Annotated in this window: 11 protein-coding genes; 7 read left to right on the top strand and 4 right to left on the bottom strand. The window is 60.5% G+C overall.

The features are described from left to right. Positions 1-249 precede the first annotated feature (249 nt). Genes B9Z48_RS04245 through B9Z48_RS04220 form a run of 6 tightly spaced genes read left to right on the top strand, consistent with a single transcriptional unit; the run spans position 250 to position 7,681 of the window. Positions 250-894, top strand: coding sequence for a TetR/AcrR family transcriptional regulator (locus B9Z48_RS04245; protein WP_199233449.1), 645 nt, complete (start codon positions 250-252; stop codon positions 892-894). Between the two features lie 32 nt (positions 895-926). Beyond that, on the top strand, positions 927-2,105 hold the full coding sequence (locus B9Z48_RS04240; protein ID WP_108377265.1) for an efflux RND transporter periplasmic adaptor subunit: 1,179 nt from the start codon (positions 927-929) through the stop codon (positions 2,103-2,105). A 13-nt stretch (positions 2,106-2,118) separates the two neighbouring features. Further along, a complete protein-coding gene (locus B9Z48_RS04235; protein WP_108377264.1) occupies positions 2,119-5,274 on the top strand; it encodes an efflux RND transporter permease subunit in 3,156 nt (1,051 codons plus the stop codon). A gap of 44 nt (positions 5,275-5,318) precedes the next feature. Next, on the top strand, positions 5,319-5,978 hold the full coding sequence (locus tag B9Z48_RS04230) for a protein-L-isoaspartate O-methyltransferase (protein WP_108377263.1): 660 nt from the start codon (positions 5,319-5,321) through the stop codon (positions 5,976-5,978). 7 nt (positions 5,979-5,985) lie between these two features. Next, on the top strand, positions 5,986-6,315 hold the full coding sequence (locus B9Z48_RS04225; protein ID WP_089954483.1) for a rhodanese-like domain-containing protein: 330 nt from the start codon (positions 5,986-5,988) through the stop codon (positions 6,313-6,315). A gap of 49 nt (positions 6,316-6,364) precedes the next feature. Next, positions 6,365-7,681, top strand: coding sequence for a TolC family outer membrane protein (locus tag B9Z48_RS04220; protein WP_108377262.1), 1,317 nt, complete (start codon positions 6,365-6,367; stop codon positions 7,679-7,681). A gap of 105 nt (positions 7,682-7,786) precedes the next feature. On the opposite strand, the gene B9Z48_RS04215 is transcribed toward B9Z48_RS04220, so the two are convergent. Next, entirely contained in the window at positions 7,787-9,061 is a 1,275-nt protein-coding gene (locus B9Z48_RS04215; protein ID WP_108377429.1) for a 3-deoxy-D-manno-octulosonic acid transferase, read from the bottom strand. Between the two features lie 56 nt (positions 9,062-9,117). Then, the gene (locus tag B9Z48_RS04210; protein ID WP_108377261.1) at positions 9,118-10,182 is read right to left on the bottom strand and encodes a glycosyltransferase family 4 protein; all 1,065 of its coding nucleotides are present in this window, start codon (positions 10,180-10,182) and stop codon (positions 9,118-9,120) included. Between the two features lie 119 nt (positions 10,183-10,301). Here B9Z48_RS04210 and B9Z48_RS04205 point away from each other — a divergent pair, with 119 nt between their 5' ends. Further along, complete coding sequence (locus B9Z48_RS04205) at positions 10,302-11,096, top strand: glycosyltransferase family 25 protein (RefSeq protein WP_158273207.1); 795 nt, start codon at positions 10,302-10,304, stop codon at positions 11,094-11,096. 1 nt (position 11,097) lies between these two features. Here the strand turns inward: B9Z48_RS04205 and B9Z48_RS04200 are convergent, their stop codons facing one another. Beyond that, positions 11,098-12,012 carry a glycosyltransferase family A protein gene (locus B9Z48_RS04200; protein ID WP_089954497.1) on the bottom strand — a complete coding sequence of 305 codons (915 nt, stop codon included), beginning with the start codon at positions 12,010-12,012 and terminating at the stop codon, positions 11,098-11,100. After that, positions 12,009-12,710, bottom strand: a complete 702-nt coding sequence (locus tag B9Z48_RS04195) for a hypothetical protein (protein ID WP_108377259.1) — start codon at positions 12,708-12,710, stop codon at positions 12,009-12,011. The genes B9Z48_RS04200 and B9Z48_RS04195 overlap by 4 nt, the downstream gene beginning before the upstream one ends. Positions 12,711-12,734 lie beyond the last annotated feature (24 nt).

Here is a 12,734-nt window from a genome sequence, read left to right as displayed (position 1 = left end):
CAAATTCATCATTGGATTAAGACGAACTTGTATTTGATGATTTTCATCACCATAAACTCATAAATTCATATGTAACCTCCATGCAATCGTGCTGATAAAAAAACATATAACCAACTAAGCACCCATCACTTTGTACTCATAACGGAACTTGCGCACTGTTGCCTCACCACCTTGCTTTCATAACTCGGCCTTGACGTCACCACCCTCTGCCCCTATATTACTAACCTCTTAGTCATTAATTGATTTTTGGTGAACGTCACAGAAGCCCACGCCCCCCACAAACGCGAACGCCGCAAACAAGACCGCCCGGGCGAACTGCTCGAAGCGGCTTTGGACTTGTTCGTGGAAAAAGGCTATGCCGCTACCCGCGTCGAAGAGGTGGCTGCTCGGGCGGGCGTGTCCAAGGGCACCTTGTTTTTGTACTTTCCCAGCAAAGAAGACCTGTTCAAAGCCGTGGTGCGGGCCAGCGTTGTGGAGCCCGTCGCCCAAGGTGCCGCCGAAGTGGCCCATTTTCAGGGCACATGCGGCCAGTTGCTGGAATGGATGATGCTGCAATGGTGGCACCGCTATGGCGACACCAAGGCCTCGGGCATCTCCAAACTGGTGATGAGCGAGGCCAGTAACTTTCCCGAACTCGCACAGTTTTACCGCACCGAAGTCATCGAGCCTGGCCACGCTTTGGTGCGCAATGCCTTGCAAAAAGGCATCAGCCAAGGCGAGTTTCGCCCCGTGAATGTCGAGCTGGCCTTGCATTCGGTCATGGCCCCCCTGCTGTTTTTGGTCATGTGGAAGCACTCCATGGGGCCGTGCTGCCCCAACCATGAACAGATCGACCCGGAAGCCTTCATTTCGCAACACGCCCAATTGTTGATGCGTGGCTTGGCCCTCGGTTGAGCGATCACCCCCGATTTTTGCCCCCTATTCTCATGAAAAAATCAACCCTCTGGATTCTGTCGGCTGTGGCTGTGGCCGCTCTCGTGGTGATTGGCGCTCGCTGGAACAGCCAGCGCAAGGCAGCCCCCGTCCCCACAGCCACCACAGTCGCCACGGCCATCTCCAGCATTGAGCTGGCCCGCACCGACGTGTTCACAGCCCAGACCCAAAACCTGAGCTTGGGCATTGCGGTTTCAGGTCCCCTCAAAGCCACCCAAAGCGCCGTGGTCAAGGCCCGTGTGGCCGGTGAATTGCAAGAACTCAGCGTGCGGGAAGGCGACCGCGTGCAAGCCGGGCAAGTCATCGCCCGCATCGACCCCAGCGAATACCAGGCCCGCGTACGCCAGGCGCAACAGCAAGCCGATGCGGCCAAAGCCCAGGTGGACATTGCCCAGCGCCAGTTTGACAACAACCAGGCGCTGGTGAACCAGGGCTTCATCTCGCAAACCGCCCTGCTCACCTCGCAAGCCAGCCTGAACGGGGCCAAGGCCACACACGCAGCAGCGCTGGCAGCGCTGGACCTGGCCAACAAGTCGCTGGCCGATGCCACGTTGCGCTCGCCCTTGACGGGCGTGGTGGCGCAGCGCCTGGCCCAACCTGGCGAGCGCGTGGCCATTGAGGCCCGGCTGGTCGAGGTGATCAACCTGTCGCAACTCGAGCTGGAAGCGGCCCTGACGGCCGAAGACGCCAGCCGCGTGCGCGTGGGCATGACGGCGCAGCTGCAGGTCGAGGGCGTGGCCGAACCGGTGTCAGCCAAAGTTTTGCGCATCAACCCCAGCGCCCAGATGGGCAGCCGCAGCATCGTGGTGTACCTGGGCATCAACGGACGCGAGGGCTTGCGCCAAGGCCTGTTTGCCCAAGGCAATTTGGGCACACAAACCATGCAAGTGCTGGCCGTGCCCGTGAGCAGCGTGCGCACCGACAAACCCCAGCCTTATGTGCAGGTGGTGCAAGAAGGCCAAGTGCGCCACATCACGGTGCAGCCGGGCGTGCGCAGCGAGGGTGACCGCCAAAGCCTGGTGGCGGTGACCGGCGTGTCCGAAGGGGCCCAAGTGCTTGCGGGCAGTTTGGGAGCGGTGCGCGAAGGGGTTCAAGTCCAATTCACCGCACCCGCCAAGTCAGCGCAGACCTCTGCAGCCGCTCCGGCCTTGCCGGCCAGCGCAGCCAAATAAAAGGGTTTTCAGCATGTGGTTCACCCGTGTCAGTTTGCAAAACCCGGTGTTTGCCACCATGGTCATGTTGGCCTTGGTGGTGCTGGGCATTTTTTCCTTCCAGCGCCTCAAAGTTGACCAGTTCCCCAACATCGACTTTCCGGTGGTGGTCATCAGCACCGAATACCCCGGGGCATCACCCGAGATTGTGGAGAGCGAGGTCTCCAAAAAGATCGAAGAAGGCGTCAACTCGATCGCGGGCATCAGCACCCTGACCTCGCGCAGCTTTGAAAACCAGTCGGTCGTGATCATGGAGTTTCAGCTGCAGATCGACGGCCGCAAAGCCGCCGAAGATGTGCGCGAAAAAGTCGCCTCGCTGCGCCCCCTGCTGCGAACCGAAGTCAAAGAGCCCCGGGTGCTGCGCTTTGACCCCTCCAGCCGCGCCGTGTGGTCGCTGGCCGTCATCCCCGAAGGTGACAAACTCAATGCCGTGGAATTGACCAACTGGTCAGAGCAAGTGCTTAAAAAGCGCCTGGAAAACGTGCGCGGTGTGGGCTCGGTCACCTTGGTGGGTGGCAGCAAACGCGAGATCAACCTGTATTTGCAACCGGCACACATGGAGGCGCTGGGCGTCACGGCCGAGCAGGTGGTGGCCGCCGTGCGCAACGAAAACCAAGACTTGCCCGTGGGCGGGATCCGCTCGCTGCAGCAAGAACGCATGGTCCAAATCAGCTCGCGGATGGCGCGGCCCGAAGACTTTGGCCGCATCATCGTGGCGCGCAAAAACGGCACCCCGATTCGCCTGTCGCAAGTGGCCACGGTGCAAGACGGCGCGCAAGAGCTGGAGAACCTGGCGCTGTACAACGGTCAGCGCACGCTTTTGATGTCGGTGCAAAAGTCGCAAGACGAAAACACCATTCAAGTGGTGGATGGCCTGGTCAAGGCCGTGGCCGAGTTGCAAGCCCAACTGCCACCGGGCCTGCGGCTTGAGCCCATCACCGACAACTCACGCCCTATTCGGGTGTCGGTGAACAACGTGCGCCAGACCCTGATCGAGGGGGCCATCCTCACGGTGTTGATCGTGTTTTTGTTCCTCAACTCCTGGCGCTCCACCGTCATCACAGGCCTGACGCTGCCGATCTCGCTGATCGGCACCTTCATGTTCATGCAGATGTTCGGCTTCACGATCAACATGATCACGCTGATGGCTTTGAGTCTGTGTGTGGGCCTCTTGATCGACGACGCGATTGTGGTGCGCGAGAACATCGTGCGGCATGTGCAGATGGGCAAAAGCGCCTACAAGGCCTCTTTGGAGGGCACACAAGAAATTGGCCTGGCCGTGCTGGCCACCACCTTGTCCATCGTGGCGGTGTTTTTGCCCATTGGCTTCATGGAAGGCATCATCGGCAAGTTCTTCCACGAGTTCGGCATCACCATCGTGGCGGCCGTGATGATCTCGATGTTTGTGAGCTTCACGCTCGACCCCATGTTGTCCAGCATCTGGCACGACCCTTCCATTGAAGCGCATGGCAAAAACCAAGCCCCCGCCAACTGGTATGACAAGAGCATTGGCCGCGTGACCGGCTGGTTTGACCGTAGCACCGAGCGCCTGGCCGACGGCTACCAGAGCATCTTGCGCTGGGCGCTGGTGCACAAAAAGTCCACCGTGTTTCTGGCCTTGGCGATTTTTGTGGCCAGTGTGTTCATGACCCGCTTGCTGGGCACCGAATTTGTGCCCAAAGCCGACTTTTCCGAGACCTCGCTCAAGTTCGAAACCCCGGTGGGCACATCGCTCGAAGCCACCGAGGCCAAAACCCGGCAGGTCGAAGCCATCCTGCGCGACTTCCCGGAAGTGCGCTACACCGTCAGCACGATCAACACCGCCAACGCGCAGGGCAAGAACAACGTCAACCTGTACATCCGTTTGGTGGACCGCAAAAACCGCAGCCGCAACGCCGACCAGATGTCCGCCGCCCTGCGCGACCGCCTCAAACAAGTGCCCGGCATCGCGGTCACGCACGCCGGTTTGCTCGACGCCATTGGCGGCAACAAGCAAGTGGAGTTCTCGCTGCAAGGCCCGGACCAAAAAGAGCTGGAGCGCCTGGCGCTGCTGGCCCTGGCCAAGGTGCGGGACATTCCCGGCTTGGTGGACCTGGACTCCAGCGTCAAGCCCAACAAACCCGTGATTGGCGTGGAAGTGCTGCGCGACGCGGCCTCAGACCTGGGCCTGGGCACGGCGCAACTGGCCGGCCCCCTGCGCACCCTGGTGGCCGGGCAAACCGTGGGCAACTGGCGTGCACCGGACGACCAGACCTATGACGTGAATGTGCGTCTGGCACTCGAGGCCCGCAACAGCCCCCAAGACCTTGAACGTTTGCCCTTCATGGTGACACCGGCCGCTGATGGCAGCCCACGCATCGTGCGCCTGGGCCAGGTGGCCAAGGTGAGCGAAACCACCGGCTCCAACCAAATCAACCGACGCGACATGATGCGCGAGGTGGCCATCAACGCCAACGTCTTCGGACGCTCCGCCGGGGAAGTCTCGGCCGACATCCGCAAAGCCATGGACAGCCTGAGCCTGCCGCCCGGTTACCGCTACAGCTTTGGCGGCTCGACCAAAAACATGGCCGAGTCCTTTGGTTATGCCCTGTCGGCCCTGGCCATGGCGGTGATCTTCATCTACATGATTTTGGCCAGCCAGTTCAAGAGCTTCTTGCAGCCCCTGGCCCTGATGACCGCCCTGCCGCTGACCCTGATCGGCGTGGTGCTGGCCCTGATGGCATTCCGCTCCACTTTGTCGATGTTCTCCATCATTGGCGTGATCATGCTCATGGGCCTGGTCACCAAAAACGCCATCTTGCTGGTGGACTTTGCCATCCGTGCCCGTGAGGACGGACTGGAACGCGCTGAAGCCCTGCTGCTGGCGGCCAAAGTGCGGCTGCGCCCCATCTTGATGACCACCTTGGCCATGATTTTTGGCATGGTGCCGCTGGCCTTTGCCTTGAGCGAAGGCGCCGAGCAACGCGCGCCCATGGGCCAGGCGGTCATTGGCGGGGTCATCACCTCCTCGCTGTTGACGCTGGTGGTGGTGCCGGTGGTGTACTGCTACATGGACGATCTGGCGCAGTGGCTGCGCCGCAAAGCCGGCCTGAGCCCGAGCCGTCAGGGCCAGGACACGAGCGCCCCTTAAAATCATTGCTTATTTGACTTAGACCCCCCGCAGGAGTAAACGAGATGGACATGAACCAGGCCCGCTTCAACATGATCGAGCAGCAAATCCGCCCTTGGGAAGTGCTGGACCCGCAAGTGCTGGCCCTGCTGTCCACCGTGCGCCGTGAAGACTTTGTACCCTTGGCGCACAAGGCGCTGGCCTTTGTGGACATGGAAATCCCGCTGGGCGCTGCGCCCAACCAAGTCATGTTGGCCCCACGCGTGCAAGCCCGCTTGCTGCAAGACCTGGCCGTGCTGAACACCGACAAAGTGCTCGACGTGGGCACCGGCTCGGGTTTCATGGCGGCCTTGCTGGCCCACCAAGCAGCCAGTGTGTTGAGCCTGGAAATCGATCCCGCTCTGGCCAGCCAGGCCCAAGCCAAGCTGCAACAAGCCGGCGTGAGCAACGTCACCGTGCGCTGCGCCGATGGCAGCCAAGGCGCTGCTGCTGACGGCCCCTTTGACGCCATCGTGCTCAATGGCTCGGTGGCCGAAGTGCCCGCCACCTTGCTGCAACAACTCACCGTGGGTGGCCGCCTGGTGGCCATCGTGGGCCAAGAGCCCATGATGCGGGCCACCTTGATCACCCGCACCGGGCAAAACAGCTGGACCACCACCGAGCCTTGGGACTGCAATGCCCCGCGCCTGTCAGGTTTTGCCGAACCCTCCAGCTTCCACTTCTGAGACCCTTATGGAACAGCTTTACCCCTCCCAAGTGGCCGAATGGGCCAGCCAACAAACCCAACGCCCCATATTGCTTGACGTGCGGGAAGGCTGGGAACTGCAAACCGCCAGCACCCAGCCTGAAGCCTTGGATCTGGTGCACATGCCCATGCAAACCATCCCGGCGCGACTGAGCGAACTCGACAAAACCCGCCCAATTGCCTGCCTGTGCCACCACGGCGGTCGCAGCATGCAGGTGGCCAACTTTTTGCTGCAACACGGTTTCCAAGTTGTGAACGTGGCCGGTGGCATTCACGCCTGGTCGGCCCAAGTGGACCCCAGTATTCCAGTTTATTGAGTGAGCTTTTGGCCCGATGCTGGCCTGACATTTTTCAAAAAGATCCGCCATGAAACTGCGCACCCTGCCCCTGACCTTGGCCCTGATGGCCGCCTTTGCAGGCACGGCCCAAGCCCAAAACTTGGCTCAACTGTACGAATCGGCCAAAAGCCACGATGCCACCTTCAAGTCGGCTCGTTCGCAATTCGAGGCCACGCTGGCCAAGGCTGAGCAGGCCAAGGCCTTGCTGCGCCCCACCGCAGGTTTGGGTGGCAGCTTGTCAGAAACCGATCTGGACAACCAATCGAACGCCTCGGGCAGTCGCGCTTTCGGCACCCGTGCACTCACACTCAGCGCCAGCCAACCTTTGTACCGCCCGGCCAACCAGGCCAGCTACGAACAGGGCATGAAGCAAGTGGACTTGGCGCAGGCCCAGTTGAAAGTGGCCGAGCAAGAACTCATCGTGCGGCTGAGCCAGGCTTACTTTGACGTGCTGACGGCACAAGAAAGCCTGAACTTTGTCAAAGCCCAAAAGACTGCCGTGGCTGAACAATTGGCCGCTGCCAAACGCAACTTCGAAGTTGGCACCGCCACCATCACCGACACGCGCGAGGCTCAAGCCCGTTTTGATCTGGTCACAGCTCAAGAGATTGCCGCTGACAACGATTTGCGCATCAAAAAGCTGGCCTTGGATGACACCGTGGGAAAACGCGAGGTCAACCCCGCCCCTTTGGCAGGCGCAGTCAACATGGACCGTCTGCAAAGTGGCAGCATCGAGTCGTGGGTGGCGCAATCGGCGCAAAACAATGGCAACTTGACCCAAGCCCGCATCGCCTTGGAAGTGGCCCAGCTTGAAATCACCAAAGCCCAAGCCGCCCTGCGCCCCACGCTCGATCTGACCGGCAGCTACGGCATGACGCGCTACCGCAATGGCAGCCCCACTGCCCAGTTCAACACCAACGCCGCCACCATTGGCCTGGCCTTCAACTACCCGCTTTACACCGGGCAGGCCAGTCAAAACCGCATTCAAGAAACCGTGGCTTTGGAAGACAAAGCCAAAAGCGACCTTGAGGCAGCCCAACGCAGCGTGGCCCAAGCCACCCGCATCGCCTTTTTGGGTCTGCAATCAGGCCTGAGCCAGGTCAAGGCCTTGCAAGCGGCCGAAGCCTCCAGCCAAAGTGCCTTGGACGCCAACAAACTGGGTTATCAGGTGGGTGTGCGCATCAACATCGATGTGCTCAACAGCCAAAGCCAGCTGTTTCAGACCAAGCGTGACCTGGCCAAAGCACGTCACGATGTCATGCTGGGCCAGTTGCGCCTCCTGCAGGCCAGCGGGACCCTCAAGGCCGACGATCTGCAAAACCTGTCTACGCTGCTGCAGAAATAAGCGACATCAGGCCTTTGGGCGGGGCTTGAGCCCAGCGCCTGGGGTTTCAGGCCGCTGTGTCACTCTGGGCTTGGCGGCTCTTTTTCCTTGTGGCTTGGGATGGTCTCAGGCCCCCCGTGTGATGGCCTGAGCGTAGCGCTGGGCGGCACCCCGGCTTTGGGCCACCAAGTCCAGCCCCTTTTGGCGGGCCTTCGCCAGGTCTTGAGGTTGACGCAGCCATTCCATGACCTGGTCCAGCGCCCCGTCCATGTCGTTGACCCGCACTGCCGCCCCCGCTTGCTCGGCATTTTGGGCGGCTTCGGCAAAGTTGAAGGTGTGTGGCCCCATGATCACCGGGCAGCCAAAGGCGGCGGCCTCGATCAGATTTTGTCCGCCCAAGGGCATGAAACTGCCACCCAACAAGGCCATGTCGGCGCTCTGAAAATAAACAGGCATCTCACCCACGCTGTCGCCCAGCCAAACGGGCACATTGTCAGCGTGAACAGGTAACGGCTGACCCAAGTCCCAGTTCGAGCGACGAACCACGCTCAGACCCTGCGCAACCAACAAATCGTGGACTTCGTCAAAACGCTGCGGGTGCCTGGGCACCAGCAACCAGACCACGCCCGCGGCCTGGAACGCGGCCAGCCGATCCGCTTTGGCCGTCAAGGCCTGCAGCCACAGGGCCTCCTCACCTTCGCGGGTGCTGGCCAACATGACTACCGGCCGGGCTTTGCCGTCGTGCTGCCACTGTCGACGCAAATGCTGGGCCGATGCGAGTGCCTCAGGCTGAGGCTGCACATCAAATTTGAGGTTGCCCAACACCCCCTGCACCTTGGCACCCAGTTGCCCAAGGCGGGCCCCGTCTTCCGGGCTTTGTGCCCACACCGCATGCAAACCCCGGTAAGCCGGGCCGGACAGCAGCGACCAGCGCAAGCCCGAGCGCAACGACTTGTCGTTCAAGCGGGCATTGGCCAGCACCAAGGGCAGCTGCGCCTGCACGCAGGCTTGCACCAACATGGGCCAGACCTCGGTCTCCATCAAAATGCCCAGGCGCGGCCGGTGGTGCTGCAAAAATTGCCGGGTGGCCTCAGGGGTGTCCCAGGGCAACCAGGCCTGCGCATCTCCGGGGCGCAACAAAGACTGCCCCTGGGCCCTGCCCGTGGCCGTGCTGTGGGTCAGCAGCAAACGCATGTCGGGCCACACATCGCGCAAGGCCTCGATCAGGATGGCCGCAGCCCTTGTCTCCCCCAAGGAGACGGCATGCACCCAGACGCGGCCGGGCTCCGGTGGGCTGCCGTCGTAAAAACCAAAGCGCTCGGGCATGTGCGCCAGATAACCGGGCTCTTGTTGACCCCGGCGGTGGAGTTTGCGGCGCAGCAAGGGCTGCAAGGCGCGCATGATGACACCGTAGGCCCACAGCGCCAGGCCTTCTGCCCAAGACAAGCCTTTGCCCGTCAAGTCCGAGCCGCCTGGTCAAACAACTGCTGGTAGACCCGGCCAATGCCCTCGGCCTCTTTGGCCAACGAGAACACCTGCGACACCCGATCGCGTGCGGCATGGCCCATCTGCACGGCAGTGGGCAAATCGGCCAACACTTGTTGCACCGCTTGGGCCAGACCAGGCGCATCGCCAGTATCGACCAGCTCGCCCGTGAAGCCGGGCAACACCAGTTGGTCAAACGCCCCGGTGCGTGAACACACCAGCGCACAGCCCGTGGCTGCCGCCTCGAAGGGAGTGAGGCCAAAGGGTTCGTAACGCGGGCAAGCCACACACAGCAGGCAACGTTGGTACCACCGATGCACCTCGCCAGCGGGCACTTCGCCCAGAAACACAATGCGCTCGGACAGGCCCGCTTGGGCAATTTTGTCGATCAGGGCTTGTTGGTAGGCTTGGTGCTGAGGCTGTGCCAGACCGGCAATCACCGCAGTGGCACCCGGCAGATGCGGCAGTGCCTCGATCATGGCATCCACAAACACATCGCTGCCTTTGTCGGGTCGGACACGGCCAAACACCCCGATGCCGTACTGCCCGGGCAATCCTGAATCAGCCCAGGCTTTCAGCTTGTCGGGCGACGGCGCAAAACGCGACAGGTCAATGCCATGCGGCACCACGGCCGTGGTGTTGGGCACAAAAGAGGCCGCCAGCGGCGTTGTCGAGATGACCGCGTCCATTTTGGAAATCAGCCAGCGAGGAAACCGCCCATGCAAATGCTGCGCAGCCGAGGTGAAGACCAGCTTGATCGGCAAGCGCAACACATCGCGGGCAAAAATGCCCAGCATCATTTCAGGGTCACGGCGCACATGCCAGATGCGGAATGCGCGCCCCGGTGGCGGCTGGCGCGACAAGGCAATGGCCTGTCCAGCACTCATGCCCACCACACCATTGGACAGGGTGTTGCCGCAATAGCCCAAGCGCCATTGCTGCAGTTGCAAAGGCACCAAAGCGTTGATGGTGGCGGACACACCCGTGTAGCGCTGCTTGATGTTGAAGACAATGACGTCGGGATTGGAATGGAGCACGGGTTCCGAGGCTGAGTGGGTATCGGCAAATTATAGGGAGCGCCATCGGGCCAAGGTGTTGCATTCCCAAGCGGCAAGCCATGCAGGTATATTTGGCCCACGACTGGAAGACACCCTGGATGAAAACCTACATTTTGAATTTGCCCTCAGCGCTGGAACGCCGGACGTTTCAGACGCAACAAGCCCTGCGCTTGGGCTTGGAGGCTCAGTTCATCGATGCGCAAACTCCGGCCGATATTCCCGATGCGTTTTTTCAGGCCCATGCTTTTTCTTGGGAACGTCCGATCAAAATCACCGAAGTGGCCTGCTTCATGAGCCACCACCAAGTTTGGCAACAGATTGCAGACAGCCACGAACCGGCTCTGGTGCTGGAAGACGATGCCATCTTGGCGCACAACACGCCCGACTTGCTGAAACACTTGGAAATGCTCAATGGGCTGGACCATGTATCACTCGAAACCCGGCAACGCCAAAAACTGCTGGGTCGGCGCAGCAAGGCCATGGCGGGTCTGAATGCCCGTTTGCACCCCCTGCTGCAGGACCGCACGGGAGCCGCCGCCTACGTGCTTTGGCCCTCTGGCGCACGCATCCTGCTGGCCAAATTTGCCCAGCATGGCATGGGCTTGGCCGACGCATTCATCTCCAGCACTTACCCGCTCAAATCATGGCAAACGGTTCCCGCTTTTGCCATCCAGGCGGACATGGCCGTGGCCTATGGTGTGTCTTGCCCCATCGCACCCCATTCCCTGATTGCCCGAGAGAAAGTGCCCAGCCCACCCACCCGGGGCGGCCTGCACGACTTGCAATTGAAATGGCGCAGATTGCGCGGACAACTGCGCCTGGCCGCTCGGTATCTGGGGTGTTTTTGGCGAGCCCGACGTCAATTTGTCGGCATCGACATTCAGCAGTTCTGAATCAGCGACGCCAAAGACGCCGCCCCAACAACTCCAGCTTGTTCAGAATCAAGGGCAGCCATCGGGTGCGGTAAGCATTGAATTTGTAGGGCTTGCGCACCCTTGGATCAACCGTGTCCACAAAATCTTCGGCAAAGGGGTACACACTCAAATCCCTTTGTGCAAATGCCGCGCAGGCCTGCACACCCATGTCCTGAAAAGACTTGACCTGGTTGCCCGACATTCTGACCGCCAGTTTGGCCCCGTAGGTGAGCACGCGCCCACGGTAAGCGGGCTCCTCGGGGACATAAAAAACCCAAGGCTCGGCCGCCTGAACCATGTCGCCAAACAGGCTGTCGGCCAATGCGCCATTGGCCTCTTCGGATCCTGCAAAGCGCCAGCCACTTTGACGCAAACGAGCAACATGCAAGACGGCGATATCGGCGTACTTCTGAGGCACTTTGCCCGTTTCTAGCGGATCGGCTGACCAGCGATAGCAACGCAGTTGAGCGTCGGGTTGGTAACGTTGCTGAAAATAGGCCCTTTTGCTGCCCTTCATGAACAAGGGGCTGATGAAGACCGTTGTCGGGCTTTGTTCGAAGACCTGGTCTATCCTGAACAGGTCTTCAGGCGCAAATGGCCGGACCACCTGCAAATCGTCTTGCAACATCAGCAGGTAATCGGCCTGCGCCGCATCCAAAGCGGCTTGCATGTTGTTGTAATAGCCGCCATGACGGTCATCGCCCGCTGCCTTCATGGGCCGAACGGCCCCGCCTAAAGTCTGCAAATAAGCCACGGTTTCGGGCTCATCGCTCCCGTCGTCATAGACCGTCCAGCCGATCCCGGGCATGTTGCGTTGCAAGGAGTCAACGCAGTTCTTGAGGTAGGCCCCTCGGTTGTACGAAAAAATAGCGACGTGCAGGCTGGGAGTGCTCATGCCTTCAAACCATGCCCGTTCAAACCCATCCAATTTAAAAATTCAAGCATGTCCGTGCGCTCCTGTTCAGGGGAATAAGTCTTGGCCAATGCCCGAATGGTGGGCAAACAAACGTCAAACCCTTGGGCTTGATCGATGGCCTGTACTTTAGCAAGAACCCGCTGGGCAAACCCGGCCACATCGCCCGAGGCGACTTCATCAAAGATTTCCGGCCGCCAGTATTCCTTGGCACCTTGCCCGGTGTAGCCAATGACTTGGTTGCCGCTCAAAGCCGCTTCCAGCGGGGGCAAAGGACAGCCTTCAAAATGGCTGAAGGCCATGAAAATTTTGGACCGCTCCAGCAAAGCAGCGACCTGAACTTCGGTCATGCCGTCAATGGGCACGATGGACCAATGCGCGGGCAAATGATGGCGCAGAAAAAACAGCACCTTGGAGGAATGGTCGGCCAACTTGCGAGGCATGTAGGTGATGATGTTTTCTTTGGCTTGATCGGGTTTGAAGCGCTGCGCGTCCACGGCGTAATGAACCCGCAAAATCCTCGACTCGACCCCGGGAAACGCCAGGGCCACACACCGGGTGGCATCGTCCGAGATGGTCAAAATGCAACGCGCCCCCTGGTAGGCCTTGTCCAGGTCAGACGGACGACCCTTGGTGATGTAGTAACCGTTTTGCACGTAGATGGCATAGGGCACGCCCATCGAGGCCAATTGGGCACCGTATTT

The organism is Limnohabitans sp. WS1, assembly GCF_003063265.1.
GTDB lineage: Bacteria > Pseudomonadota > Gammaproteobacteria > Burkholderiales > Burkholderiaceae_C > Limnohabitans_A.
The sequence above is the reverse complement of the archived record's forward strand: the minus strand, read 5'-3'. Positions and strand labels throughout refer to the sequence as shown.

Excerpts from the sequence above, each read along its gene's own strand:
- B9Z48_RS04240 (WP_108377265.1), top strand. The coding sequence starts at position 927 with ATGAAAAAATCAACCCTCTGGATTCTGTCGGCTGTGGCTGTGGCCGCT.
- B9Z48_RS04215 (WP_108377429.1), bottom strand. The coding sequence starts at position 9,061 with ATGCGCGCCTTGCAGCCCTTGCTGCGCCGCAAACTCCACCGCCGGGGT.
- B9Z48_RS04235 (WP_108377264.1), top strand. The coding sequence starts at position 2,119 with ATGTGGTTCACCCGTGTCAGTTTGCAAAACCCGGTGTTTGCCACCATG.
- B9Z48_RS04220 (WP_108377262.1), top strand. The coding sequence starts at position 6,365 with ATGAAACTGCGCACCCTGCCCCTGACCTTGGCCCTGATGGCCGCCTTT.
- B9Z48_RS04200 (WP_089954497.1), bottom strand. The coding sequence starts at position 12,012 with ATGAGCACTCCCAGCCTGCACGTCGCTATTTTTTCGTACAACCGAGGG.
- B9Z48_RS04225 (WP_089954483.1), top strand. The coding sequence starts at position 5,986 with ATGGAACAGCTTTACCCCTCCCAAGTGGCCGAATGGGCCAGCCAACAA.
- B9Z48_RS04230 (WP_108377263.1), top strand. The coding sequence starts at position 5,319 with ATGGACATGAACCAGGCCCGCTTCAACATGATCGAGCAGCAAATCCGC.
- B9Z48_RS04205 (WP_158273207.1), top strand. The coding sequence starts at position 10,302 with ATGAAAACCTACATTTTGAATTTGCCCTCAGCGCTGGAACGCCGGACG.
- B9Z48_RS04195 (WP_108377259.1), bottom strand. The coding sequence starts at position 12,710 with ATGGGCGTGCCCTATGCCATCTACGTGCAAAACGGTTACTACATCACC.